Source organism: Aeribacillus sp. FSL K6-8210 (assembly GCF_037963925.1).
Classification (GTDB): domain Bacteria; phylum Bacillota; class Bacilli; order Bacillales; family Aeribacillaceae; genus Aeribacillus; species Aeribacillus composti.
The window spans coordinates 3,420,718-3,446,288 of the sequence record NZ_CP150172.1; the positions used below are offsets into that span (position 1 = coordinate 3,420,718).

A 25,571-nucleotide genomic window follows, 5' to 3' on the forward strand; every position below is an offset into this window, starting at 1 on the left:
ATAGCTCCAAAAACGTTTTTCGCCAAAATTTTTTGACAATATATATTTACATTTATTTCAAAAAGTGATATCATTTTAATATAAAAATAATATGAGAGGGGCAATGAAAGTTGAAAGAAAAAAAGGCATGGTTTATTGACGGGTTTATTGGAATTGTATTAATCGTTGCACTTTTGCTCGGAGCAGCTTTTACATTTATCCAGGAGTTTATTGTTCTTGCAATTGTATTGGTTGTTCTTGCCGTACTGCTTGGAAGCGGTCTTACCATTGTACAGCCGAATCAAGCAAACGTTGTCATTTTCTTCGGACGTTATTTAGGAAGCATTCGGAAAAGTGGCCTTGCCTTAACGGTTCCATTAACTATTAGACAAAAGGTGTCCCTTCGCGTTCGAAATTTTAACAGCAAAAAGCTAAAAGTAAACGATGTGGAAGGGAATCCGATTGAAATTGCTTCGGTCATCGTCTTTAAAGTAATCGATTCCGCAAAAGCAACTTTTGATGCGGATGATTATGAAGAATTCGTGGAAATCCAAAGCGAGGCTGCCATTCGTCATGTAGCAACGAAATATCCTTACGATACGTTTGATGACCACAATATTACATTAAGAGGCAACGCCGATGTTGTTTCAAAAGAGCTGGCAGATGAATTGCAAGAAAGGTTGAACGTCGCTGGAGTTGAAGTAATAGAAGCTAGACTGACTCATTTAGCTTACTCGACTGAAATTGCCAGCGCCATGCTTCAGCGCCAGCAGGCAGCCGCCGTTTTATCTGCGAGAAAAAAGATTGTCGAAGGAGCCGTCAGCATGGCCCAAATGGCTGTCGAGCAGCTGGCTAGCAACGGAACGATTGAGCTTGATGAAGAAAGAAAGGTTAACATGGTGAATAATTTAATGGTTGCGATCATCTCCGATCGCGGCACCCAGCCGGTCATAAATACCGGAAGTCTATATTAATGGTTGTGTCGCATCATGGCAAAAAAGAAAAATTTCCCTTTAAGAATCGATCCTGAATTGTATGCCGTTATTGAACGTTGGGCGCAAGAGGAATTCCGCAGCGTCAATTCCCATATTGAATTTTTATTGCGGGACGCTGCTCGACGCGAAGGAAGGTTAAAGAAAAAAAAGGAGAAAGAATAAAACATCGATCATCTTTTCCGCAAGTCAAAAATTGGCTGCTGACTTCCTTCAAATCTTGGCGCCCTAGACACCCTTGTCTTAAACAAAATACTGCTGCTTAAAAGCTTGGCGAATGTACAGATGCCCAGCACATACAAAAAATCCCTTATGGATAACCATGAGGGATTTTTTATGAGTGAAGAACTTTTTCTAAATGTTTCACTGTTGGTGTTAAATTAGCAAAGAAATACGCTTCGCGGAGTCTGCGGGAAGGTGCACTATGCATGAGATATCCGGCACTTCCGTGATGAAGCATGTTTGCCTGTACAGCTTCAAGGGTTAAATAAGCAGCTTCCAAACGTATCTTTGCAATTTCTTTCCAGTCGAGTCTTTGATCGCTGAACAATGCATGAATGTCATCTTGAATTTTGCGCTCTTGTGTTTTCAATTGACCCGGCTGTATTTTCAAAAAGCTGTTGCAGCCATTTTGTTTATTAATAACCTTTTCAATGGAGGCGATGGAAGATCGTATAACACCTAAACCAAGAGGTATTTGATATAAAATGAAAACCGGGCGGATTTTCTCCACAAAAAGATCCGCATCGTCAGATAAAACCCACTGATTCGGGACAAAAACATCTTGAAAAGTACAAGAATATGTTGCGCTTCCATTTAAACCTAGAAAATCATTTTTTTCCTTTAATATTAATCCTTCTGCATTGCTCGGAATGAAGCACATGATTCGTTTGTGTTCATCCACCTCAGCAATCACACCGAACCAATGATTGTCACCTAGATTGGATACATTCGGCAAAACACCTGAAAGTATATAACCATCTTCTTTAGGTTTTGCCTTTAAGTGCAATTTTTCAAGTCCTGCATAATATTTCATCGGATTCGATAAGCCTGTTGCACCTAAAATTTTTCCACTCTCCAACAAAGGGAGCAATTTATTTTTTAATGAAAGATTATTGGAATTTCGCACATAAGTTAAAGCGGCCAGATGGCACCATAGGCAAAATGCAGTCGTCATACACCATTTTGCTGTTTCTTCTACTACTTTCATTTCTTGTAAAATATATTCCTTTTGCGACTTATGATTCGTAGAGAAAAATCCAGCTTTCCCTAGCTCCCGCAAATATTGCTCCTGATAAAAACCTTCCGCATCAATTTTTTTTACATATGGTTTCAATTCTTTTTCAATTAACTGCTCCAACGTTTCAACTTTTTCGTCCAAACTATTCATTTCAATCATCACCCGCGTTCATAATGTCCGAAATCAGGCATTCCAATTATTATTAAATAAATAATTCCTACGTGTTTAGTCGGTTTAAAGTTATTTTATTATATTAGGTTCAAAAAATCAATCTTTATTTTGCCGCCTCTCCTATTTTTTTGATAAAGATGAACCTGTATATGTATTTCAAAAGAGCTTTGAAAAAAAGACAATAAACCAATGCTTGGCTTATTACAACTTCCTGAAAGTAGCCGGCATCCGCAAGCTACTTTCAGATAAAAATCGAAAAAATATAAAAGCAAGTGGAAAGAAACGCATTGTTTTTCTCCACTTGCTTCATTTTAGGGACTTATCGGACAGCCCCGCCTCTTTAAAAAAGGTGATTAAAATTGATTATTTATCTGCCAATATTTCCGTAATGGAGTCAATTGGTGTTTTTACTGCGTTGCGGGCACGCTTAACAGCCTCTTCATCTGGTGCATCGTAGAAGCAAAGGCATTTTGTCATATCTTCACAAACATAAGTTCTCGAAAATGTTACTTCAGGAACTTCTTGATAATGTACAGAGTTTTTCTTCTTTCTCTCCAAATATTGTTCCATTGTCAAATCTTCTGGTAAATTCCATTCAACCAAATAATTGACAACTTCATTATTTTTCTTTACATCTTCGAGTTCTTTTCCAACAAGACGAACTTGTTTTACTAGATGAATAGGTATCTGAATGTCTTTTAACGTTTCAGTGGCAGCTTTTTGATTTTCTGCTTCAACAATAAAGAATGCGCGTGAGAAATCCTTTGATACTTGAAGTTCAATTAATGATGCCTGATTTTCGTTTAATTTTCCTTGAAGCTCTGAAACTTTTTGATCTAATTCCTCTTTTGCTGATACAATACCATGTAAGGATGATTCAATTAAGTATAGCGCCATATTTTTATCCCCCACTTTTTTATTATCATAAAGTCATTTTAATATACTTAGTTCAAAAAATCAACTTAATCACTTTTAAATTATTTTATGTTAAAATGGATTGTAACAAATGGAGGAGATTAGTTTATGAAAATAAGATATGATATCCCTTGCAACATCGCGCAATCACTTAATATCATTGGAGATCGTTGGACACTGTTAATTATTCATGAAATTTTAAACGGAAATGCACTTTTTAATGAAATTAAAAAAGCTTTACCGGGAATTTCTTCTAATTTGCTTTCGGAACGTCTCAGATATTTAGAAGAAGAAGGCCTCGTTCAATCAGAGCTTTATTCACAGCATCCACCTCGATACCGCTATGTATTAACACAAAGCGGAAAAGATTTAGAGCATGTTTTCAATGCACTTATTATTTGGGGAAGCAAACATTTAAAAAAATGTTATAAAAAACTGATTGACCCGGCTACAGGTGATGAGGTGGACATTGCCTATTATTCCAAAAAAACAGGCGAACTTGTCCAAAATGTTGAAGTTATTTCTATTGAAAGTGAGCTTCAAAATATTAAATAAAAATGCTGTCAGGTCCTCTAAGACTAGTTTAAGGATAGGCGTGCTGGAAGCTCCGGCAATTGCCTTTTCAGGAGGAGTTTTTCCACGCGTCTAGCCTCTTAGATACCAATTTTTACATAAATTCATTTCCCTTTGTCTAACGAATACGAAGTCCATATTATAAATCCCCTATTCCAGGTTATCATCATTCCCTTGTTCTCCTTTTTCAACACCTTCCGTAAAATCCAGTATGCTTGAATCACCTACCTATTCTTAAAGCATCACTTTAAAAATCCCGCTTACAGCTTAAAATGTTTTCCTGCCTCCGGCTTCAAAAATGCCATCCGCAAACGTCCATCATAATAAAAATCTATAAAAACGCAATGACTAAGCTTATCCTCATTGAACTCCCATCACTTCTTCTACAAAACGTCCAGATACATCGGTGCAAACCGCTCACAATCAAAATAACACGATTCATTCTCAAAAATTAAAATCATTGACACTAAAAAATATTTTCTATATATAGTTGAAAAAACTAACAAAGTATAATAAAATGATCTACAAATATTAAAACTCACTATTCTTATAAGAATTATTTTGTTAATGAATTAACCGAAGATTAATGAAAATCCGACGACTAAGAGGCGGTGTAATGAATGGATTCTCAGCAGTCTACAATTATTAAAGTTGAAAATTTGAGCAAGAGCTTCACAAATAAAAATAAAGAAATACACGTTCTAGACAATATTTCACTAGAAATAAAGCAAGGTGAAATCATCTCCATATTAGGAGAAAGCGGCTGCGGGAAAAGCACTTTTTTAAATATTATCGGCGGCTTTGAAAAGGCGGATAGCGGTCAAGTTTTGCTTGATGGGAATGTGGTGAATCAGCCGAATCGCAAATGCATAATGCTGTTTCAAGACTATGGACTGCTCCCATGGCGAACAGTGCTTAAAAATGTAGAATTGGGGCTGGAAGGTCTCAAGCTTCATCCTGCAGAACGAAAGGAAAGAGCGTTACATTACTTGGCATTGGTTGGTCTAAAAGGGAAAGAAGATTTGTTTCCTCATGAACTTTCTGGAGGAATGCAGCAAAGAGCAGGAATTGCCAGAGCACTTGCACTGAAGCCAGAATTAATTTTAATGGATGAACCGTTTGCAGCATTGGACACGTTTAATCGTTATTATTTGCAGGATGAACTGCTTCGCATCCAGCAAAAGGAAAAAACAACCATTATTTTAGTTACCCACGATATTGATGAAGCAATCTATTTATCAGACCGGATTCTCATTATGCATCCAAATCCCGGTCATATTCACAGGGAGATCAAGATCGCTCTCTCGAAGCCTCGAGACCGAAGCCATTCTGATTTTCAGTATTATCGAAAAATCATTTTTGAAGAATTCCACTTTAACCATCCTAATGTAACAACGGAGTATTATATCTAATTTTTCAAAGCAAGCTCACATTGTATATAAAAAAATAAAAATAGGAAAAGGGGAAATTAGATGAAAAGGATTATTCAATCTGGACTGATTCTATTAGTTATATCAGTATTGTTATTGACAATGGCTGCTTGTGGGGCAAACGGAAGCGATAATACTTCCGAAAGCGGCAAAGATGGAAAAAGAACAATCAAGATCGGGTATTTGCCGATTACTCATGCAGTACCTCTGTTTATCGAGAAGGAATTAGAAAAATATGAAAAATTCAATCTGGAACTCGTGAAATTTGGTTCGTGGCCTGAGCTTGTAGACGCCTTAAACACAGGCAATATTGACGGAGCTTCCATGCTAGTTACTTTGGCTATGAAGGCAAAAGAGCAAGGCATTGATTTAAAAGCTGTCGCATTAGGACATCGAGATGGGAACGTACTTGTCGTAGCAAATGATATTAATAGTGTTAAAGACTTAAAGGGGAAAAATTTTGCTATTCCACACAAATTCTCCACTCACAATATTTTGCTTTATCAAATGTTAAAACAAAACGGATTAAAGTACGATGATGTAAAAGCTGTCGAGATGCCTCCAGCAGAAATGCCGGCAGCTTTATCTGAGGGCAGAATTGCTGGATATGTCGTGGCAGAACCTTTTGGTGCAGCTTCCGTATCGATCGGAAAGGGCAAGGTACTATTTCAAGATAATGAAATTTGGCAGAATTCCATTGACTGTGCACTAGTACTGCGCGGTGAATTTATCGAAAAGGAAAAAGAGATTGCTCAGGATTTTGTTAATTATTACTTAAAAGCTGGTGAGGTAGCAGAGCACAAGGATGAGCAAACAATTGAAATGTCCTCCAAATATATGAAAGCGGACAAAGAAGTAATGGATTTATCTTTTAAATGGATTGCCTATGACGATTTAATCATTCATGAAAAAGACTATAAAGAATTAACGAAAAACTTGATTGAGATGGGCTTACAAAAAAATCCGCCATCTTATGAAGAATTTGTAGATAATTCGCTAATAGACAATGCAAAGCTTCCATAAGGGGAATTCCTATTTCTCGAGCAAACCGAAAGATGGACGCGAATTTAAAGATGTTCTATGGTTAAGCAGGCACTAGGCATGTTGAACAACAGAAGCCCTAATGATGGAAGTATACTAAAATGACAGTTCCGCATGGTTGATGATGCATAAATTCACCAATTAATTTGAGAAAAAAGAGAAGTGATAGGATGATTAAATATAAGAATTTCATAAATGTCATCATTGGTTTTGCTATCTTGATTACCTTGTGGCAATTAATTATTTTCATTGGAAAATATGATTCAGCACTTTTCCCTTCACCCATCCAAGTATGGGATGGAATACTTTCTTTGATTATAGATGGCACACTGTTCGAACATTTTCAAGTGAGTATCATGCGATTTTTGGCTGGATATCTTTCTGCCGTTGTATTAGCGATCATTTTAGGACTTATTTTTGGCAGAATACCACTATTATGGGGAGTGATTGACCCAATTATCCAGGTATTGCGGCCTGTTTCGCCAATCGCATGGTCGCCGTTTATTGTACTTTGGTTTGGGATTGGCAATATGCCGGCAATCGTAATTATTTTTATTGCTGCCTTCTTTCCTGTTTTGCTATCGACAGTATCTGCTGTAAAGAACGTTGATAAAACTTATTTGAAAGTGGCACAAAATTTCGAGATTAAAAAATTCGAGCTATTGCGCAAAATCATTTTTCCTGCCACATTCCCTTATATTGCGAACGGGCTTCATATAGCTGTAGGTACAGCTTGGATTTTTCTTGTAGCAGGAGAGATGGTTGGAACGCAGTCAGGACTTGGTTATTTAGTTGTCGACGCCAGAAATTCCATGAGGCTAGATTTAGTCATGGCTGCCATACTATTTATCGGCGTATCCGGGCTGCTTCTCGATAAAGCGGTCGGACTTATTGAAAACTGGATTAATCGTATTTGGGGAAGAGCATAATCGCTGTGCACGGCAAACTTTCCTGTTTCAAGGGATATCTCAGCCCTACAAGTTGAAAGTGCTTTTCCAACTAATCATCTAATTACCTATATTAATTTTTCAGAGGATAGTATGTTCATGATTAGAGCATACATCCTCTTTTTTTCTGTGAAAATCAATTAACCATGGCTGAAGCGGTATACCCCACAATCAAATTGGATACCCTATTAACGACCAAAAAAAGGCAATAGGAAAGCAGAGCTACCTTATTTTTAGGTATCTCGTATATTTCTGAACCTTTTTGGTTATACTAATTTATTTACTGCTCTCGAAACGGTTCTTTTCGAGAAATGATGCAGTAAATGATGGTAAGCATTCGGTGCGCGATCGCAACGAGTGCTTTTTTCTTTCCCCTGCGTGCCGCCAATGACCAATATTTCGCTGCCAAACGTTGATTCCTACATCGAGACAAAGCCCAAGCCGCCTCACATAACGCCGACTTGATATGCGGATTTCCCACTTTCATGATTTCCCGGCGCGACTCCCGCCCATGAAGCGAGGTGTTGAGACGTTGGAAATTGTCCCATATCGACTCCGATTTCAGCGATAATCACGGCAGCGGTTTCCTTCTTGACCCCCGGTATGGTCACAAGAAGCTCCATCTCTTGTTTGTATACTTGTAAGAGTTGGTCGATTCGTTCTTCGATGTCTCGAAGTAAACTTTCCAACGATTCGATGTGCTTCCACGATTGGCGAATCATGAACAGTTGATGGTTGGTCAATGTACCAAAGAGAGAATCCTGAATTTGTTGTTTTTTCCTCTTCATACTCCTGTGAATGCAAGCATCGACTTCGGTTTCTTCGATGTATCCCTGTTTCATTAAACGTTCCAGTAGCTTTCGCCCAGATACACCAAATACATCCGAAATCACGGAACTTAACTTGATATTGGAACATTCCAACACTTTTTGAATGCGGTTTTTCTCCGCGGTTAACTGCCCGATCCATTTTTTGCGCAAGCGAGTTAAATCCCGTAATTCTCGAATGTTCTCAGGAGGTACGAAACTCTTCTCGATCAATCCGTAACGCAACAATTTGGCGATCCATTCTGCATCGGAAACATCGGTTTTTCTCCCCGGTACATTTTTGATTCGCTGAGCGTTGGCAAGTGTAATGTCAAAGTAATCTTCCAAAATATTGAACACAGGTTTCCAGTAAACGCCCGTACTCTCCATCGCAATATGAGTGACACCACGATCTTCTAACCATTTCAGAAGACGAAACAAGTCTTTCGTGAAAGTAGGAAATGTTTCAACTTCCTTTTGAACGTGTTCTTCCTCTCCAAGAAGAGCACAAACGACAATTGTTTCGGCATGGACATCTAATCCTGCACAACGATGATAAAGAACATCCATGATTCTTACTCCTTCCATCGATAAATTCGCAAACAGGGAGTCCATTTGCACGTTAGGCATTTTTCTGTTCGTAGTCACCTTTTCACACGAAAAGGGCTGACAATGGGTGGAACACCAAATGGACTCAAACAGTTTTTATTACAGGGTCGAACCACCATTAAAGAGAACGTCTTTCAAAACTGTTTGCGTTCATATCCATTATGGGAAGGAATGATGGATTTTCATGCATGAGTGGGGAGTAAAATTACTCATGGATGTTTTTATACACATCTTTCTTATTTGGAACTAGTCTCTCCAGCGATTTTAGAAAACGGCAAAAATAATTCGGCTATTAAAAATAATCTTTCGGGCAAAATCATGCTAGATGTAAATCTTTTGTAAAGCAAAATTTACAATGAATTAGCTTGGGCACAATATTTGCTTAATATTTGTTTTTTATATTTCTTTTAAAAGCTTTTGATCCTCTGCCTCCATCCAAAGAGCAAGCATATTCTGCCCAACAAGATGTTTCGCGCAATCCAAAGTATAACAAACGTTTGCCAATCGAATTGCTTTTATAACAAAATACTTTGTTAAATCTTGAGAGCAGATTCGGAATTTTAAAAGAAAGGAAATTTAGCTATGGCAAAAAGCAATGCAGGAACAATTTTGTTGGAAAGATTAAAAGAACATAAAATGGTAGCAGCTATTAAAGAACCGAAATATATTGAGAAAGCGATCAAGAATAAAGAACATTTAAGTGCTGTCTTACTAATGACAGGAACCATTTTAACGGTAAAAAGATATGTTGATTTCATCCAGTCTGAAGGGCTCCCCGTCATATTGCATGTTGAAAAAATAGGCGGTCTGGAAATGGATGGCGATGGAATTGACTTTGTAAAAAAGAATGTCCAGCCAACGGCGATCGTTACAACGAGGAACGGCATTATAAAAAAGGCAAAATCAAGCGGTTTATTTGTTATTCAGCGAATCTTTTTAATTGACACGGAAGTTTATCATAATTTAGTGAAGGATGCGGACCAAATCCGCTCAGATATAATAGAAATTATGCCTTGCCGTGCGCCGGATTTTTTAAAGAAATTCACAAAGGTTTCGCAAGTTCCCGTTATAACAGGAGGGCTGTTGACTTTGCCTGAACATGCGAAGGAAGCGATAAATAATGGCGCACTCGCTGTAACGACGTCCAACTCAAAATTGTGGGAAATGGATTTAAATAAATTTTAAAAGAGAATTTACATATGATTTATACTAGATTAACAATTATCATCTATATTAAAAGTAACAAGTGAATAATTACTGGTGCAAATAGAGAGACCTCAAATTTAATGTATATGAAATAGATATATACATTATATTTGGAGTCTCTTTTTTGTTATGCAAGCAATTGGAGGTGATTTCGACATCATTTAATAGTTTTGTCAGGCCGGGAGATGAAAAGCATTTACACCTAAAATATTAATGGCAAACGATCTGCCAACCTGTCATTGGCATAACGATGAAAAATAGCTTTATCTGTAATTGAAGACAGCTTGTAGAAGCCGCTTGCTCGAACACGGACGGTGATAGCCAGTCAAAGGCAACACGATTTGTTAACTGATTCATGTAAAGAATTTTCTAAATAGGCGAAATGTCACGACAGTTTGAAGATCCCTTTCATTAATTACGCTCAAACAATTTGGTGAGGAGGAATATAATGAAATCATTTGTAAAATTGATTTGCGCATTTACATTAGTATTTATGTTAGCAGCTTGTAACAACACGAGCAAGCAGGCAGCCAATGACTCTCCTTCTAAATCAGAGGACGGCAACAAAAAAACTGTTATCGAATACTGGCACGTAAATGCTGAAACTCAAGGCGGAAAAACAGTAGAAGAGTTAGTGAAGGAATTTAATGCACAAAGTGATACTGTAGAAGTCGTAGCCAAATACAACCCGGACATGTATAAAGGGTTGATGCAAAATTTACAGGCTGAAGTAGCTGCGGGCAATTCACCAGCAGTTGTACAAGTAGGATGGGCATTTTTAGACTACTTCTCAAATAATTTTCATTATGTGCCGCCGCAAGAAATAATAGATAAATATTTTCCAGAAGATAAAACATTTTTAAAAGATCATTTCTTAAAAAATGTTTTGGATTTAGCGAAAAATTCGGATGGTGAACAAGTCGGGATTCCATATTCGTTAAGCAATCCAGTCCTCTATATTAATCGAGACCTTTTACGAAAAGCTGGTTTAGATGAAAATGGGCCAAAAACGTGGGAAGAGGTAAGAGAATTTTCCAAAATAATAAAAGAGAAAACAGGAAAATATGGGTTTTATTTGCAGGAGCCGGCAGATAACTGGGCTACACAAGCTTTATTAGAAAGCAACGGAGCCAAAATGATTACGGACGGAAAAGCAACATTTGCTTCAAAAGAAGGAATTGAAGCGTATCAACTATGGGCTGATATGGTGTTAAAAGATAAAACAGCCTTGCATTTGCCTTGGGATCAAGGTGTACAAAGCTTTATCGATGGCAATGTCGCCATGGTCTATACAACGATTGCCCAACGTTCGCATATCCAAGCGAATGCCAAATTTGACGTAGCGGCAATCAAATCGCCAGCATGGGAAGGAAAAGAAGTAAGACTGCCGGCAGGTGGCGCAATGCTGGCTATTACAGCAAAAGATGAAGATCAGCAAAAAGCAGCATGGGAATTCATGAAATTTCTTTATAGCGTTGAATCAATGGCTAAATGGACAGAAGGAACAGGTTATGTGCCTCCACGTAAAGATGTTGCAGAAGCAGAAAATGGACTTAAATCATTTTTAGAAGAAAATGAAATGATGAAGCCTGCCATAGAACAAATGGACAAGATTGTTCCTTGGGCATCATTCCCTGGAGACGCCGGTTTACAAGCAGAGCAATTATTAATAGATGTACGCGACGAAATTCTTACAGGAAAAGTGTCAGTAGAAGAAGGTTTAAAATCAACGGAAAAATCCATCAACGAATTGTTAAAGTAAAAGGAAATGTCTACAAAGGGTGACTAACATTTATAACAATTTTTCAAAAAAACTTCCTTTAGTCACCCTCCTTTTAACTTTTATTTTCGGTATCAGTGCGGAGGGTAATAAAAATATGAGTGATGGGACGGTTTTTAAAAATAAAGAGAGTTGGAAAGCGTATTGCTTATTGATTCCAACGTTAATTATATTTTCGATATTCATGTTCTGGCCATTTTTATACACGATTTATTTAAGCTTTTTTGACTGGAACATGATTACTCCGACAAAAGAATTTGTCGGATTGAAAAACTACATTGATGTTTTATCAGATCGAAATACATATAAAATATTGGGAAATACATTTATATATATTGCTTTCTTATTAGTTATAAACTGTATCATACCGTATCTTTTTGCTTTCGTTTTAGATTTAATTTTAAAACGATTTAATGGTTTTTATAAAAGCGCCTTGTTTCTGCCGGCATTCATCTCATTGGTCGTCGGTTCGATATTGTTTACGTGGATTTTAAATCCAGTTTCCGGACCTGTTGCCATTATTTTAGGATGGTTCGGCATTGAAATGCCGATTTGGAGTAAATTAGACGGTTGGGTCATATTGGTTTTAAGTTTGATTACATCTTGGAAAGTATTTGGCTATAACTTTATCGTCCTTTATGCTTCTATCAACGGTATTTCACGCGAAATAATAGAAGCAGCCCGTTTGGATAATGTTCCTTTATGGAAAATATTCTTTCATATCGTCTTGCCTATGAGCAGCGCTACTGGCATTTATGTGTTTATTATTACAATCGTCCAAGGACTGCAGTATGTATTCACGCCTATAAAAGTGATAACACAAGGCGGTCCAAATTACGCCAGCTCCAATGCGATCTATCACGCCTATCACGAAGCCTTCGTACTTTACAGAACAGGACATTCTGCAGCTTTATCAATTATGACGATGTTAATCTTTTTCATATTATTAGTTCTTGAATTTAAGTTTGTTGAAAGAGGTATCTATTATGAAAATTAAACGATCTGTTGCGATACCTTGGCACATTATTTTTATCATTACAATCATTATTCTTTTATATCCTATCGTTTTTGCATTAGGTTCATCGTTTAAAACGTTGGAAGATGCCTACAACAATGTTTTGAACATAGTTCCGTTAAATCCGACATTCGAAAACTATATCACATTCTTTAATAGTTTACCCGCTTTCAAAATTACGATGAATACGTTCATTATTGCCTCTGTTGCGACAATTTTCAAACTGATTACATCATTTTTAGCAGCGTATGCTTTCGTATTTTTGCAGTTTAAAGGGAAAAACATTTTATATTTTATGTTAATTAGTACAATTTTTATCCCTTTTACCGTAACAATGATTCCAAACTATTTGATCATATCGGGTATCGGTTTAGTCAACAGCGTTTGGGGTGTTATTTTGCCGCAGCTTGCCAATGCGCTTGGTATCTTTTTAATGAGGCAGTCGATGAAAACAATCCCCATCTCGTTAATTGAAGCAGCCAAATTAGATCATATTGGACACGCCCGGATTATGAAAGATATCGTTCTCCCATTAGTTAGGCCGGCTGTCACATCAACAGGTATCTGGTTTTTCATTACTACCTGGAACGAATACGTATGGCCGGTGCTCATTTTAAAAAGCAAGGAAAATTATACATTGCCTCTTGCTTTACAGATGTACATCAGCTCAGAAGGCGGCACGAATTTTACTGTCGCCATGGCCGTATCAGTCATCACAATGATAATACCTTTAACTTTATATTTAATTTTCCAGAAGTATATTATAGGAACATTTACTTCTTCTGGAATTAAATAACGGAGGATGGCACAATGAAGGAAATAAGATTTGAAAACGTTTGGAAATCCTATGGAAAAACACATGTTGTAAAAGGGCTCAATCTTACCATTCATCCTGGAGAACGTTTAGTTCTTCTAGGTCCGTCCGGATGCGGCAAATCGACAACTTTACGCATGATTGCAGGCCTTGAAGAAATTACTTCGGGCGACTTATATTTGAATGGCGTAAAGGCGAATGACATTCCAAGCGGAAAAAGAAATGTAGCGATGGTATTTCAAAATTATGCATTATATCCTCATATGAATGTCGTTGAAAATATTACGTACGGTTTAAAAGTTCAGAAGGTTCATAAAGACGAAATTCAAAAAAGATTAAATGCTGTGTTAGAAATGCTCCAGTTGAAAGGATATGAAAACAGATTGCCGAAAGATTTATCCGGCGGGCAAAGGCAGCGTGTCGCTTTAGCAAGAGCCGTTGTAAAAAAATCTGATTTCTTTCTGCTTGATGAACCATTATCAAATTTAGATGCGCAGCTAAGAGTATCTGCGCGCAAGGAACTAGTGAAAATCCATGAAATGTATAAGCAAACAATCGTTTATGTTACACATGATCAAATTGAAGCAATGACTATAGGGGATCGTATTGCGTTAATGAATCAAGGGCAATTGCAAATGGTAGATACGCCGGAAAATGTATATAACCGCCCTGCAAACATCTTTACGGCAAAATTTATCGGCTCGCCTCCAACGAATATTGTCGATATGGATTATTATGATGGCAAGGTTATGATCGGGAAACAATCATTTTTATTGCATCCGATGTGGATCCGACAAATAAATGAATGCAATGCCAAAACGTTTGTTTTTGGAATTCGTCCTGAACATCTAGAAATTTATAAAACTCCCCAAGAAAACACATTAAAAGGCACAGTGAAATACGTGGAAAACCAAGGAAGCAGCTACAGTATTTATATAAATTTAGAAGGTCATGAAGTGATTGCGATGAGTGAAAAAAAGAATTGGCATCCGGGGGAAATGGTCTATTTAAAACCAAAAATGGATCGTATTCATATTTTTGATCAAGAATCCACACAATCAATAGGCTATCCGCAAGAGCTGGATCTGAATGAAAGCAGTCCGATGAATCACAAAATCAATGTGGAAACATATCTTTCATGAGGTGGTTGTTTATGAAAAGAAAAATCTGTTATTCTGATTTGCCGCTTGTATCAAAAGATCCTTTAAAAAATGTCCATGACTTAATTGAATATGGAGCTGATAAAGTTGAACTATTAATGGATGGCGAAAAATGGGATGACATGGAAAAATCATTCAAAAAATTGTCTTCCAAACTAAAAGAATTGCCCATCGGCTACACCATTCATCCGCCAGCATGGGATATTAACTTAACAAGTGAAAATAAAGCGATTCGGGAAGCTTCATTTTTTGAATACAAAAAAGCGATTGAGTTTGCCGGCATGATTCAGGCTTCGCATGTTGTGATCCATCCTGGGTTCTGTTTTTCTCCGGTTTTTGACAAACGTTTAGCAAAGCAGCGAGCTGAAGATTATATCCATCAATTATGTGAATTTGCTAAACCTTTGAACGTCAAGCTGGCAATCGAAAACGTCGGATACAACGGCAGTTCGATTTTTACGCAAGATGAGTTTATAAGCTTTTTAGAAAATATTCATGACACGGCAGGATATTTACTTGATATTGGCCACGCAAATTTAAACGGTTGGGATATTCCGCAAATAATGAAACAGACAAAGGATCGACTGATTGCCCTCCATGTTCATGATAATAACGGAACAGGAGACGATCACTTGCCAATCGGTGAAGGAACCGTCCCATGGCAAGAAATCTTTAAAACGATTCATGAACAATCAATCGATTGTCAGCTCATCCTAGAATATGCCCCCGGAACACCGTTAGAAAAGTTACGCGAAGGCAAAGAAATTCTTCTAAAAGAACTTTCAACAGAATAAAGGTGGAGTATTGTATTGTTACACATTGACGATTTTGATGCATATTGTTTTGATTTAGATGGAACTATATATATTGGCAATAAACTTTTGCCCGGTGTAAAAGAAACGATCGACCGATTAAGGCGCCATAACAAAAAAATTCTTTTTATCACAAATACATCGACACAAACAAGAGAAGAATGCAGAGAGCGGCTTCATCATTTAGGAATTCAAGCGAAACTGGACGAAATCATGACAGCTTCTTATTTGTCAGCTGTATATTTTTTAGAGAAATCTCCGGACTCTCTAGTCTATATTGTAGGCGAAAAAGCGATTTCGGAAGAATTCCATAAATTTTCCCTAAAAATGACCGACAATCCTATGGACGCGACCCACGTACTTGTCGGGCTTGATCGCAGCTTTACTTACGAAAAACTCAATTTGGCAATGAACGCGGTTCGTAATGGAGCCAAATTAATTGCAGTCAATCCGGATTCGCTTTGTCCAGTTCCTGAAGGGTATATTTCAGATACACTGGCAATAGCGAAAGCAATAGAAGCTGCATCAGGACGGCCGATCGATCAGGTGATCGGGAAGCCTTCCTCTTTTTGCGGCAAAAAGATTCTTGAAAAATTAAACATAAACAGCAACAGGTGCTTAATCATTGGCGATCGCTTAGAAACCGATATTTTGCTTGGAAAAACAAATAATTGCCGCACATGCCTTGTATTAACCGGAGCCTCCAGAAAAGAGGATATTGAAAAAAACAAAATTTACCCGAATTATATTGCACAAAATTTACAGTATTTGTTTTTCATGAAATAAATCGATGCTTTCATACATACTGATTTTTAGGTAAAAGGTTCAAACCCAGGTGGACGTGATTCATCCTCGAAGCTGTCACGCTCCACCTGTTTTTTATACACACAATCAGCCGTTAAATTTTTTGACGACAACATCATTGGAAATACTCATCCAAAGCGACAATCATCGCCCCCATCCGCTCCAGCTCTGGAGCCACGATGCGCTGCACCCCATAATCCTTCAATTCTCCAGCAGTTACTTTGCCGACGGCTGCTGCCACAACATTTTGTTGAAATGCCTTTATAAGGTCGGATGTTGCTCCTTTTTTTTCAGCCAATTTGAAAAGCACTCTTACTTGCGGGGCTGCTGTAAACGCAACAGCATTCAGCTTATTCTCGATTATTTCATCCAGCAGCTGCTCGACGGTCTCAGGATTAGGTACAATGGAGCGGTATGGCAAAATTTCATGCAAAATCGCTCCGTGCTTTTCAAACCATTCTGAAAGCTTTGGCACCGGTTCTCCATGCAATTGTAAAAAAACATGCTTGTCTTTAAAAGAAAATCCTTCAATAGCCCGAAGCAGCCCGTCATTCGTTCCGTCATCATCGGCAGCATCCGGCTGAATGCCGATTTGTTTAAGAGCCGCTTTCGTTTTATAGCCGCGGGCAGCTATTTTTGCTTCTTTTAAAACGTTTATAAATGAATCCAAAATGCCGATCTTTTCTGCCGCTTCCAACAGAGCGTTCGTCCCTATTCCTGTCGTAAACACAGCCCAGTCAGTCCCTTTTTCAACAATGCTTCGAAGATCAGTCTCCAATTCCGAAGGAGAGCATTTTATTGTTTCTTGAATGGCTCGAATAACAGGCTCCCCTCCTTTTTTACGAATTAACGTGGAAATTTCCTCGCTCTTTCGAGAGCCTGTGATGGCGATCCGCTTCCCATGTAAATTTCCCATGCCTTTCTTCCCCCTTTTTCTCTATCATACTATAAATACTCCGTTCATCCCTTATTTTCAAATGAAAAAGTTTGAGTCAAGTATTTGTGGGCAACTTTTTTATGGAAGTAGAGTTAGAGCTACCGTTATGGAATTTCAATGTTTTTGTATGTTAGCGGTAGACGGGATTATAGGAAAAGCACACCTGGCTTTCTGCATTAATAAGTACCGGTGTTGTTTTTGGCTAACTTTATCTGCAAAAAGGATCTCCATTTTCTATGTTCATCTATTATTCTATTTATAAGAAATATTTTACTAATTTACCAAATTTAAGTTGAAAAAAGTTAAGCCTGAATCCGTGACAAAACATCTTTACAATGGTCGCAAACCGTTGATACGATAAGGGAAAACGACGTTGACGATTCTTCATCAAGTAGGTGATGTGATGAAAGATTTCCCGATTCGGTTTGTATTGACAGATGAAGCGATTACCCCAAGTGCTGGGCTTGCTCTCGTTGGCTACTTACTCCATCGAACGAAACTGGATAAACGGGTAAACGCACTTCGGCTTCCAACGGTTCGTCGAGAAGTGCACATTTCCCATAGCGATGTCATTCGCTCGATGATTGGCTTGCTTGCCACAGGAAAAACGGATTTCGATCATATCGAAGCGTATCGTCAGGACGATATCTTTTCGGCATCGATGGGGATTCAGCACGTGCCTTCCTCTCCAACCTTGCGACAACGACTCGATCAGCTCGCTTGTCTTCCGATGACCGAAACGATTCTTTGGGAGGAGTCCATACGTCTGTTGATTCAACGACATGCCACTTTGTCCCCTTGTTGGACCAAAGGAAAGACGACATGGCTTCCCCTTGATATAGATGGTTCCCCATTTGACAACTCCGATACGAAAAAAGAAGGAGTCAGTCGAACGTATAAAGGATTTGACGGTTTTACACCGTTGTTTGCGTATGCAGGGAAGGAAGGGTATCTCGTTCATGCCGAGTTGCGTCCAGGGAAACAACATGTGCAAGACAACATGCCCTCGTTTTTAGTCACCGCTATCCGTCGAGCTCGTCAACTGACTTCATCTCGTCTGCTTGTTCGCATGGATGCAGGAAACGATGCAGAAGCGAATGTGCACGTATGCCTAAAGGAAGACGTGGACTTTGTCATCAAGCGAAACTTACGCCGAGAATCGAAAGCGCTTTGGTTCCAGATCGCTTCGCAAAAGGGCAAACGTGTCGATGATGGACAAAGCGAAGGAGTACAAACCTATGAGCTATGCCTTCCACAGAAGGCAGCGATCGATGGAAACACGTATACGTACGTTCAAGTCACCCAAGTGACGGAACGGACGATGGAACGCAATGGACAGCTGATGCTCGTTCCTGATTATGAAGTGGAAAGCTATTGGGTGCGGCTCAAAGGATACGAGCATGTTCGAATGAGCGATGTGCTCGCGTTGTATCATGACCATGCGACATGCGAACAGTTTCATAGCGAACTGAAGAGCGACTTAGATTTAGAGCGGCTTCCATCTGGGAAGATGAAAACGAATGCGCTCGTGTTGGTCATGGGAGCCTTCGTTTACAATCTTCTTCGTCTGATTGGACAAGATCTATTAAGCGATCCGAGACATCCGTTGCACCACAAAGTGAAACGCCGCCGCATCAAGACGATTATTCAGACGGTGATCACGATGGCAGGGCGACTCGTCCGTCGATCACGACAGATCTGGATGAAACTGACGCGAAGGAGTGGCTATAGCGAGCCCCTACTGAACGTCTATCAGAAATGGAGAGAGGCAAGATAACGAACGAATGTTCGGGCACTGATGTCCAACGTCACTCCCTGTGCTTTTTTGTCTATTTTTTTTGGTTCGTATACCTAAAAAAGAGATTTGTTCCATTTTCGGAAATAGAGATGACATAGGTCATAAGCATAAAAGGGGTTTTATGGATTATCAATCCATCAAAATTACAACAAAATCAAAGTCGATTTCAATTCATCACGGATTCAGGTTAAGTTTAATATATAATGAAAATGAAAAGGAATTTTTTCCTAATACTTTATTAACAGAGGAGGAGAATTAATGATAAAGAAAATTGGAAAAGTATTGAGTACAGTCTTGTCCTTATGCATGTTATCGGTAATTTTGCCAGCTGTATCTCATGCAAATTCTACTTCTTCTGAGGACATAGTCCAACAACAGTTAGAAACTTTTGAAAGGGTGGAGAAAGAGATCGAATCTGACCCAGAACTAGTTCAACCTGATAAAAATTCATCAGCTTATAATTTTAAAGCTAATAATTTTCAAGCGTTAGCAGCAGCATCATATCCAAAAAGAAAAGGAGTTATATTAGTAACTAAAGATGGAAAATTTGGTTCTCTAGTAGGGCATGCAGGAATCATATACTCAGAAACATCAACAGTTGAATCTTTCCCAAAAGAAGGAGTGAAAACATTCAAAAATAATTGGAATACAAAATATAAAACTGTTTATGCGGTAACGACAAAGGGAACAACTGTCGCTCAAGATGCAAAAGCTGCAGACAGAGCGTATTCACACAAAGGAAAACCTTATAATTGGGAATTTACGAATATCAACACTACAAAAAAATTTTATTGTTCGCAATTAGTATATGAAGCATATAAGTATACTACAGGTTTAAACTTAAATCATAGCGGAGGAATCGTATTTCCAATTGATTTAGTTAACTCTTCTCACACGTATATCATTTATACTAAAGGAGTTTAACAAATGAACCTTTTTAAAACGATAACAAACAGATACAAAATGATCTTTATCTGTTTGTTATCCTCCATGATCTTTTTACAAGGATGCTTCTCAACGGAAACAAAAAACATCGAAGATTACAAATATGCAGTGATTTATACAGATATGTTTGAGAAAGCAGTTATACACCTGTACAATGAAAAAGGAAAGTTTCTTTCAAAACATAAAACGAAATACAGAGGAATGCCTCTTGGAGCTTTTATGGAAAGACCTATTCATATGAATAATAAAGTATATTACGCTAATCCACAATCTAAACACAACACCAATGAATTTATATTAGAGTTAAATAAAAGTAATTTGCAGATCAAAGAAATTCCTAACGAAGACGACATTGCTCCCACAGTTTGGACTGTTGATGAGGAGTTTGCTTATATGTCTGGGGGAGATCTCACTTCCTCTGAGCTTGCCAAAACAAATATAGCAACAGGAAAACAGGTCGCATCCACTGAGCTCAAGGGGCAAGCCATTCATATGATTGAACATTCAGATAAATTATATGTATTAACCTTTATACACTCCAATCCAGATGATATTTACGGTATTATCAATGTAATCAATAAAAAAGATTTATCTTTAATTGAAACAATAAAAATAAACGATATGATGTATTCATCAGATATGGAGCTCGTTGACAACGATCTTTTCCTAGTAAAAACATCAGATGGAAAAGACAATCAGTCAAATGAATTAATAAAAATAAACTTGAAGAACAAGAAAATTGAAAAGATTACCCTTCCGTTCAAATCCTTGAGTGATATGCATGTACACAAAGATCATATCTTTATCACACAAGGAGATATACAACGAGAACCTACGGAAAAGAAAATTGCGAAACTTCATTTAAATTCTTCTAAAATTGATGTATTTACTACAGAAATTGAAAACTATGTTTCATATATTCATGAAGATCAATTTATTACATCAGACGGTACAAAGATACAAATTTATAATCTTGATAACTTCAAAAAAGAAAAAGAATTTAAATTAGAAGGAGATGAGAGTCTGTTCACTTCATTTTTCATCAATGATTAAAAGCCAATACTATGTAGCAAGGTATTGGCTTTTTGTAATGCCTTCTTACGGTGTCTAACTTGCGAGTTTCATAATCAAATGTTGACCTCGTCTATGACTTTCAGCATATGTATGTGTTTCTTGCGTCTGTTTCTTTTATGGAAAAGGTTGAGACGTTCAAGCACATACTAATCAATTCGACATGTCGGTCATACCTCCCTGGGTAAGGGTGCAGTCTTTCCTTCCACCTGTCTGCTTCATTTACTCTGTACCATCTTCGACAGAAAGGACTTTGTTTCATCCAATGGCAACTAGCCTCATATGAAGTTCGTGTTTCGAGAGACACCCTAAGTTTGCTGCCCGCTTCCTTCAGATTCCACATCACCACGGACACCCTTGCGTTAAGCTAACTGCTACTTTTGTCTTTACAGCTCGGGACTTTCACCCTAGAGATTACACCTATGCCCGGGCGCATATGAAAAAAGAGAGCTGTTTTCAGCTCCCTTTTGAAAAATTATTGGATCACATTATCCACTTCTTTCACCATTTCAGCAACCGAAATCAATCCGCCGCCGGATAAATACCAGTAGTTAGGATCTAAGTACACAATATTGCCGTTTTTGTAGGCATTTGTCTTTTTCACTAATTCATTTTCTACTGTTTGTTTTGCAGATGATTGGCCGCCTACTGCAGCACCGCGGTCTACCACAAATAAGTAATCAGGATTTTTTTCAACAATATATTCAAATGAAATGCTTTGTCCGTGTGTAGAAACCTCAATGTTTTCATCTACAGCTTTAATTCCAAATTCATCATGGATGAGTCCAAATCTAGATTTCGGTCCATATGCGCTGACTTTCCCTTCATTGGCTAAAATAACTAATGCATTTTTTCCAGACGCTTCTGCTTTTTCTTTTAGCTTTTTAATCGATTCATCGATTGCTGCCAGTTCTTTTTCAGCTTCCTCTTCTTTACCGAAAATTTCTCCAAGTGTTTTCACATTTTCATGGAATGACTCTAAATATTTCGTTGTATCAACACCCATAAAGATGGTTGGTGCAATTTTCTCAAACTCTTCATAAACCTCTGATTGTCTTCCGGAAATAATGATCAAATCAGGCTCAATCGAACTGATTTTTTCAAAATCCGGTTCTTTTAAACCGCCGACATTTTCATATTTATCGTCACTGTATTTGTCTTTTAAATAGGATGGAAGGTTATCCTTCGGTACACCTACCACTTCAACGCCAAGCTTATCCAATGTGTCAAGAGCACCAAAATCAAAAACGACGACTTTTTCTGGATTTTTCTTCACTTTTGTTTCGCCAAGCTGATGCTTAATCGTCAGTTCTTCTGACTCCTGTTTCGTGTCATTTTTTTCACCTTCGCCGCTAGTTGCTCCGTTCGAGCCGCAAGCTGCAACAACAAAAACCATCAAAGAAGCAATGAGAAAAACTAAAAACTTTTTCATAAAAATTACCCCCTGTATATTTTTTAAATGATGTCGGCAATTCTTTAAACATCTCGCAATTGAATAAGAAAATCATTATCATTTCGAATTCTTTGTAAGGAAGAGCTGACAGCTCTTCCTTCTGCTGAGATGTTTATCAAAATGCCTCCATCAATACTACCCTTTAAGAAAAGTACACACATATTTTGCAATTGTTTATTTGCTGGATGTTTATATCCATATCATATACGTCTTTTAAGACAGAACGATCTATGACTCGATCAGTTGGCCCGACGTGTACGAGTTCTCCATCTTTCATTGCAACCACATAATCGGCATACACCGATGCAAAATTGATATCGTGCAGTACAATGACAATTGTTTTTCCAAGTTCATCGACAAGTTTTCTTAGCATTTTCATAATTTGCACAGAGTGCTTCATATCTAAATTGTTCAATGGCTCATCAAGCAAAATATATTCGGTATCCTGCGCGATCACCATAGCGATAAAAGCCCGCTGCTTTTGGCCTCCGCTCAATTGATCAAGAAATTTATGTTCAATCTCTTCAAGCCCCATGTAACGGATCGCTTCATCCACATGCCTTTGATCTTCTTTTGTTAATCTTCCGCTTGAATACGGAAATCTGCCGAAAGAGACCAGTTCCCTGACTGTTAAGCGAAGATTAATGTGGTTTGATTGCTTTAAGATCGAAATTTTTTTCGCCAAATCGTTGCTTTTGCATGCGCCAATTTCTTTTCCGTCAATCAAGATTTCTCCTTCATCTTTTTTTATTAATCGGCTGATCATTGATAGCAGCGTGCTTTTCCCAGCTCCGTTTGGGCCGATGAAGGCTGTGATTTTTTGTTTCGGAATTTTCAGCGAGACGCCTTTTACTACAAATTTGTTTCCGTACTGTTTTGAAACATTTTTTACTTCTACCATGATCGATTCTCCTTTAATAGAAGATAAATAAAATAAACCCCTCCAACAAAATTAATGACAACACTTAACGTAGTTGAAAATGTAAACACTCTTTCGACCAATAGCTGACCGCCAACCAACGCAATGATGGAAAAAAGAACGGTTCCGATCGTTAAAACACTATGTTTATATGTGTTTAAAAATTCCCTTGCCACGTTAATCACGAGAAGGCCTAAAAACGTCATCGGACCGGTTAAAGCTGTCGAAATCGAAACGAAAACAGCCACAATGATCAAAAGCCTTTTGACAACATAATCGTAATCAATGCCGAGATTAATCGCATGCTCCCTTCCAAGTGCCAGCACATCTAAATATTTGGCATATTTCAGTGAATAAAGACCCACCAGCAGCATAACGGCAATCGACAAGTACAGCAAATCCGTATTCACGTTATTGATGCTAGCAAACATTCTGTCCTGCACAATTAGAAATTCGTTAGGATCTATCAGCACTTGCATAAAAGAAGTCAAGCTGTTAAATAATGTTCCGAATATCAGTCCAATCAGAAGAAGAAAATAAATGTCTTGGCCTTCGCCTCGAAGAAGGAATTTGTAAAAGATCAGTGCAAACAGCATCATAAAGCACAAGGAAAGCGCAAAGTTAATATTTTTATCGATCATCGCAACATGTGTTGAACCAAATAAAAAGACAAGCATGGTTTGCAAAAGCATATATAAAGAATCTAAACCTAAAATGCTCGGAGTTAAAATTCTGTTGTTTGTAATCGTTTGAAATACTAACGTTGAAAAACCGATTGCTACACTTGTAATAATAACCGCCAGCATCTTCACCGAACGGCGCGGCAATGCATAATCCCAATTTTTGCCGAGGTCGATGAACAAAAAGGTGATAATTAAAAGGACTGCGACCACTAGAAGAGATGTTATTTTCGCTCTATAACCCATATGCTTTTCTCCTCATAAGTAAGTAAACAAAAATGGCACTGCCGATGACACCGACGGTTAAGCTGATCGAGATTTCGTACGGATATATAATGATTCGCCCTAAAATATCGCAAAACATAACGAAAACAGCACCGAGCAAAGCGGTATGAATCAAATTCTTTTTCAAATGGTCTCCATTGTATATAGCGACAATATTCGGAACGACAAGACCTAGAAACGGAATGGTTCCAACCGTCAATACAACAGATGAAGTGATCAAAGCTACGATAACAAGTCCGATATTGACAACTTGTTTATAATTCAAGCCTAAATTTTTCGAAAATTCCTCTCCCATTCCAGCGACAGTGAATTGATTCGCATACAAGTATGCAATTAATACAAAAGGAATGCTGACGTACAATAATTCATATTGACCTTTTAAAATTAACGAAAAATCTCCTTCCAGCCATGAGGAAACATTTTGAATCAAATTATTTTTGTATGCAAAAAAAGTAGTGATAGATCCAATGATGTTGCCGAACATCAGCCCGACTAGAGGAACAAAAATAGTATCTTTATATTTGATTTTCTCCAATATTTTCATAAAGATAAATGTTCCTAAAAGTGCAAAAGCAAATGCAACAATCATTTTTTGAATCGGACTAGCGTCTGCAAAAACCATGATCGCAACTAAAATCCCCAATCTGGCGGAATCCATCGTTCCTGCCGTAGTTGGGGAAACGAACTTGTTTCTGCTCAGCTGCTGCATAATAAGACCGGCAATGCTTATGCTCGTTCCTGCAATAATAATGCTAATGACACGCGGAATTCTGCTGATGATCAAAATTTGTATTTGTTCATCTGTCAAATTGAATAAATCAGTTGGTTTAATATCTTTTACCCCGATAAAAATCGATGCAATTGAAAGAATAATGAGAGCAATGATCAAATATCGTTTTTTCATTTTTTAACTCTTTCCGTAATAAATTAATAATGAGATTCGTTATCAATTATAATAAGAATAAGACTCATTTTCAATAAATTAAGAAAAATGTCTGAATTTGTCCACAATTTGATGGATGAAGAAGATTAAACCTCTCTTATAAACATCATTTTTTACCATAAATTTCATTGAATGCTAGCTTCCATGTAGTAAAATCCTCTTATCAAATATTTTCTCCTGCCAAAATTTTACTTACAGAAAATGTTTAAAGATTTGATGAACTTGCATAATTATAAATTGTTTGGT

General features: G+C 37.7%; 24 protein-coding genes and 1 pseudogene. 16 read left to right on the forward strand and 9 right to left on the reverse strand.

Translation table 11 applies throughout. The features are described 5' to 3' along the window. The first annotated feature begins 110 nt into the window (after window positions 1–110). A complete protein-coding gene (locus NSQ41_RS16665) occupies window positions 111–953 on the forward strand; it encodes an SPFH domain-containing protein (RefSeq protein WP_339210396.1) in 843 nt (280 codons plus the stop codon). Window positions 954–968: 15 nt separating this feature from the next. Then, window positions 969–1,136, forward strand: a complete 168-nt coding sequence (locus tag NSQ41_RS16670; RefSeq protein WP_065095528.1) for an Arc family DNA-binding protein — start codon at window positions 969–971, stop codon at window positions 1,134–1,136. Window positions 1,137–1,305: 169 nt separating this feature from the next. On the opposite strand, the gene NSQ41_RS16675 is transcribed toward NSQ41_RS16670, so the two are convergent. Further along, a complete protein-coding gene (locus NSQ41_RS16675) occupies window positions 1,306–2,361 on the reverse strand; it encodes an acyl-CoA dehydrogenase family protein (protein ID WP_311066519.1) in 1,056 nt (351 codons plus the stop codon). A gap of 384 nt (window positions 2,362–2,745) precedes the next feature. Beyond that, on the reverse strand, window positions 2,746–3,279 hold the full coding sequence (locus NSQ41_RS16680) for a DUF4242 domain-containing protein (protein WP_339210398.1): 534 nt from the start codon (window positions 3,277–3,279) through the stop codon (window positions 2,746–2,748). Window positions 3,280–3,405: 126 nt separating this feature from the next. Here NSQ41_RS16680 and NSQ41_RS16685 point away from each other — a divergent pair, with 126 nt between their 5' ends. From NSQ41_RS16685 to NSQ41_RS16700, 4 genes are all read left to right on the forward strand, one after another. Continuing rightward, the gene (locus tag NSQ41_RS16685) at window positions 3,406–3,852 is read left to right on the forward strand and encodes a helix-turn-helix domain-containing protein (protein WP_066247718.1); all 447 of its coding nucleotides are present in this window, start codon (window positions 3,406–3,408) and stop codon (window positions 3,850–3,852) included. 638 nt (window positions 3,853–4,490) lie between these two features. After that, complete coding sequence (locus NSQ41_RS16690; RefSeq protein ID WP_327848580.1) at window positions 4,491–5,282, forward strand: ABC transporter ATP-binding protein; 792 nt, start codon at window positions 4,491–4,493, stop codon at window positions 5,280–5,282. A 60-nt stretch (window positions 5,283–5,342) separates the two neighbouring features. Then, window positions 5,343–6,323 (forward strand): ABC transporter substrate-binding protein, encoded by a 981-nt coding sequence (locus tag NSQ41_RS16695; protein WP_327848579.1) that lies wholly within the window; start codon window positions 5,343–5,345, stop codon window positions 6,321–6,323. Window positions 6,324–6,511: 188 nt separating this feature from the next. Continuing rightward, window positions 6,512–7,270 (forward strand): ABC transporter permease, encoded by a 759-nt coding sequence (locus tag NSQ41_RS16700; RefSeq protein WP_339197537.1) that lies wholly within the window; start codon window positions 6,512–6,514, stop codon window positions 7,268–7,270. 298 nt (window positions 7,271–7,568) lie between these two features. Here the strand turns inward: NSQ41_RS16700 and NSQ41_RS16705 are convergent, their stop codons facing one another. Both NSQ41_RS16705 and NSQ41_RS16710 read right to left on the reverse strand, forming a co-directional pair. Beyond that, a complete protein-coding gene (locus tag NSQ41_RS16705; protein WP_339210400.1) occupies window positions 7,569–7,721 on the reverse strand; it encodes a hypothetical protein in 153 nt (50 codons plus the stop codon). A 13-nt stretch (window positions 7,722–7,734) separates the two neighbouring features. After that, a pseudogene (locus NSQ41_RS16710) lies at window positions 7,735–8,724 on the reverse strand (IS110 family transposase); the annotation flags it as partial. Between the two features lie 561 nt (window positions 8,725–9,285). Between NSQ41_RS16710 and NSQ41_RS16715 the strand changes: the two are divergent. The 7 genes from NSQ41_RS16715 to NSQ41_RS16745 all read left to right on the forward strand — a co-directional run bounded on the left by NSQ41_RS16715 (window position 9,286) and on the right by NSQ41_RS16745 (window position 16,276). Next, window positions 9,286–9,888, forward strand: a complete 603-nt coding sequence (locus NSQ41_RS16715; protein WP_339210403.1) for a glycerol-3-phosphate responsive antiterminator — start codon at window positions 9,286–9,288, stop codon at window positions 9,886–9,888. Between the two features lie 469 nt (window positions 9,889–10,357). Continuing rightward, a complete protein-coding gene (locus tag NSQ41_RS16720) occupies window positions 10,358–11,671 on the forward strand; it encodes an ABC transporter substrate-binding protein (protein ID WP_066247712.1) in 1,314 nt (437 codons plus the stop codon). Window positions 11,672–11,786: 115 nt separating this feature from the next. After that, the gene (locus NSQ41_RS16725; RefSeq protein ID WP_327848576.1) at window positions 11,787–12,686 is read left to right on the forward strand and encodes a sugar ABC transporter permease; all 900 of its coding nucleotides are present in this window, start codon (window positions 11,787–11,789) and stop codon (window positions 12,684–12,686) included. Next, window positions 12,676–13,500 (forward strand): carbohydrate ABC transporter permease, encoded by an 825-nt coding sequence (locus tag NSQ41_RS16730; protein ID WP_003252244.1) that lies wholly within the window; start codon window positions 12,676–12,678, stop codon window positions 13,498–13,500. Before NSQ41_RS16725 ends, NSQ41_RS16730 begins: the two co-directional genes overlap by 11 nt. 14 nt (window positions 13,501–13,514) lie before the next feature. Continuing rightward, window positions 13,515–14,660, forward strand: a complete 1,146-nt coding sequence (locus NSQ41_RS16735) for an ABC transporter ATP-binding protein (RefSeq protein ID WP_063386792.1) — start codon at window positions 13,515–13,517, stop codon at window positions 14,658–14,660. An 11-nt stretch (window positions 14,661–14,671) separates the two neighbouring features. Continuing rightward, on the forward strand, window positions 14,672–15,472 hold the full coding sequence (locus NSQ41_RS16740; RefSeq protein ID WP_063386793.1) for a sugar phosphate isomerase/epimerase family protein: 801 nt from the start codon (window positions 14,672–14,674) through the stop codon (window positions 15,470–15,472). Window positions 15,473–15,487: 15 nt separating this feature from the next. Then, window positions 15,488–16,276 (forward strand): HAD-IIA family hydrolase, encoded by a 789-nt coding sequence (locus NSQ41_RS16745; RefSeq protein ID WP_339210405.1) that lies wholly within the window; start codon window positions 15,488–15,490, stop codon window positions 16,274–16,276. 133 nt (window positions 16,277–16,409) lie between these two features. Here the strand turns inward: NSQ41_RS16745 and NSQ41_RS16750 are convergent, their stop codons facing one another. Further along, a complete protein-coding gene (locus NSQ41_RS16750) occupies window positions 16,410–17,210 on the reverse strand; it encodes a uroporphyrinogen-III synthase (protein WP_339210407.1) in 801 nt (266 codons plus the stop codon). A gap of 424 nt (window positions 17,211–17,634) precedes the next feature. Between NSQ41_RS16750 and NSQ41_RS16755 the strand changes: the two genes are divergently transcribed. From NSQ41_RS16755 to NSQ41_RS16765, 3 genes are all read left to right on the forward strand, one after another. After that, window positions 17,635–19,008 carry an IS1380-like element ISGsp2 family transposase gene (locus NSQ41_RS16755; RefSeq protein ID WP_044899598.1) on the forward strand — a complete coding sequence of 458 codons (1,374 nt, stop codon included), beginning with the start codon at window positions 17,635–17,637 and terminating at the stop codon, window positions 19,006–19,008. Window positions 19,009–19,287: 279 nt separating this feature from the next. Further along, window positions 19,288–19,953, forward strand: a complete 666-nt coding sequence (locus tag NSQ41_RS16760) for a YiiX/YebB-like N1pC/P60 family cysteine hydrolase (RefSeq protein WP_094244450.1) — start codon at window positions 19,288–19,290, stop codon at window positions 19,951–19,953. A gap of 3 nt (window positions 19,954–19,956) precedes the next feature. Next, entirely contained in the window at window positions 19,957–21,027 is a 1,071-nt protein-coding gene (locus NSQ41_RS16765; RefSeq protein ID WP_094244449.1) for a hypothetical protein, read from the forward strand. A gap of 493 nt (window positions 21,028–21,520) precedes the next feature. On the opposite strand, the gene NSQ41_RS16770 is transcribed toward NSQ41_RS16765, so the two are convergent. From NSQ41_RS16770 to NSQ41_RS16785, 4 genes are all read right to left on the reverse strand, one after another. Continuing rightward, entirely contained in the window at window positions 21,521–22,477 is a 957-nt protein-coding gene (locus NSQ41_RS16770; RefSeq protein WP_327848570.1) for a siderophore ABC transporter substrate-binding protein, read from the reverse strand. A 163-nt stretch (window positions 22,478–22,640) separates the two neighbouring features. Further along, entirely contained in the window at window positions 22,641–23,399 is a 759-nt protein-coding gene (locus tag NSQ41_RS16775) for an ABC transporter ATP-binding protein (RefSeq protein WP_327848569.1), read from the reverse strand. Beyond that, window positions 23,393–24,343: an iron chelate uptake ABC transporter family permease subunit gene (locus NSQ41_RS16780; protein ID WP_144598386.1), complete on the reverse strand. Its 951-nt coding sequence runs from the start codon at window positions 24,341–24,343 to the stop codon at window positions 23,393–23,395. Before NSQ41_RS16780 ends, NSQ41_RS16775 begins: the two co-directional genes overlap by 7 nt. Continuing rightward, entirely contained in the window at window positions 24,333–25,286 is a 954-nt protein-coding gene (locus NSQ41_RS16785) for an ABC transporter permease (protein ID WP_339197568.1), read from the reverse strand. Before NSQ41_RS16785 ends, NSQ41_RS16780 begins: the two co-directional genes overlap by 11 nt. Window positions 25,287–25,571: the final 285 nt, after the last annotated feature.

What these genes read in the sequence shown, in the direction of transcription:
- NSQ41_RS16725 (WP_327848576.1), top strand. Translation starts at nt 11,787, where the DNA reads ATGAGTGATGGGACGGTTTTTAAAAATAAAGAGAGTTGGAAAGCGTAT.
- NSQ41_RS16680 (WP_339210398.1), bottom strand. Translation starts at nt 3,279, where the DNA reads ATGGCGCTATACTTAATTGAATCATCCTTACATGGTATTGTATCAGCA.
- NSQ41_RS16720 (WP_066247712.1), top strand. Translation starts at nt 10,358, where the DNA reads ATGAAATCATTTGTAAAATTGATTTGCGCATTTACATTAGTATTTATG.
- NSQ41_RS16755 (WP_044899598.1), top strand. Translation starts at nt 17,635, where the DNA reads ATGAAAGATTTCCCGATTCGGTTTGTATTGACAGATGAAGCGATTACC.
- NSQ41_RS16700 (WP_339197537.1), top strand. Translation starts at nt 6,512, where the DNA reads ATGATTAAATATAAGAATTTCATAAATGTCATCATTGGTTTTGCTATC.
- NSQ41_RS16765 (WP_094244449.1), top strand. Translation starts at nt 19,957, where the DNA reads ATGAACCTTTTTAAAACGATAACAAACAGATACAAAATGATCTTTATC.
- NSQ41_RS16690 (WP_327848580.1), top strand. Translation starts at nt 4,491, where the DNA reads ATGGATTCTCAGCAGTCTACAATTATTAAAGTTGAAAATTTGAGCAAG.
- NSQ41_RS16675 (WP_311066519.1), bottom strand. Translation starts at nt 2,361, where the DNA reads ATGAATAGTTTGGACGAAAAAGTTGAAACGTTGGAGCAGTTAATTGAA.
- NSQ41_RS16770 (WP_327848570.1), bottom strand. Translation starts at nt 22,477, where the DNA reads ATGAAAAAGTTTTTAGTTTTTCTCATTGCTTCTTTGATGGTTTTTGTT.
- NSQ41_RS16685 (WP_066247718.1), top strand. Translation starts at nt 3,406, where the DNA reads ATGAAAATAAGATATGATATCCCTTGCAACATCGCGCAATCACTTAAT.
- NSQ41_RS16760 (WP_094244450.1), top strand. Translation starts at nt 19,288, where the DNA reads ATGATAAAGAAAATTGGAAAAGTATTGAGTACAGTCTTGTCCTTATGC.
- NSQ41_RS16740 (WP_063386793.1), top strand. Translation starts at nt 14,672, where the DNA reads ATGAAAAGAAAAATCTGTTATTCTGATTTGCCGCTTGTATCAAAAGAT.
- NSQ41_RS16670 (WP_065095528.1), top strand. Translation starts at nt 969, where the DNA reads ATGGCAAAAAAGAAAAATTTCCCTTTAAGAATCGATCCTGAATTGTAT.
- NSQ41_RS16695 (WP_327848579.1), top strand. Translation starts at nt 5,343, where the DNA reads ATGAAAAGGATTATTCAATCTGGACTGATTCTATTAGTTATATCAGTA.
- NSQ41_RS16715 (WP_339210403.1), top strand. Translation starts at nt 9,286, where the DNA reads ATGGCAAAAAGCAATGCAGGAACAATTTTGTTGGAAAGATTAAAAGAA.
- NSQ41_RS16775 (WP_327848569.1), bottom strand. Translation starts at nt 23,399, where the DNA reads ATGGTAGAAGTAAAAAATGTTTCAAAACAGTACGGAAACAAATTTGTA.
- NSQ41_RS16730 (WP_003252244.1), top strand. Translation starts at nt 12,676, where the DNA reads ATGAAAATTAAACGATCTGTTGCGATACCTTGGCACATTATTTTTATC.
- NSQ41_RS16750 (WP_339210407.1), bottom strand. Translation starts at nt 17,210, where the DNA reads ATGGGAAATTTACATGGGAAGCGGATCGCCATCACAGGCTCTCGAAAG.
- NSQ41_RS16780 (WP_144598386.1), bottom strand. Translation starts at nt 24,343, where the DNA reads ATGGGTTATAGAGCGAAAATAACATCTCTTCTAGTGGTCGCAGTCCTT.
- NSQ41_RS16785 (WP_339197568.1), bottom strand. Translation starts at nt 25,286, where the DNA reads ATGAAAAAACGATATTTGATCATTGCTCTCATTATTCTTTCAATTGCA.
- NSQ41_RS16735 (WP_063386792.1), top strand. Translation starts at nt 13,515, where the DNA reads ATGAAGGAAATAAGATTTGAAAACGTTTGGAAATCCTATGGAAAAACA.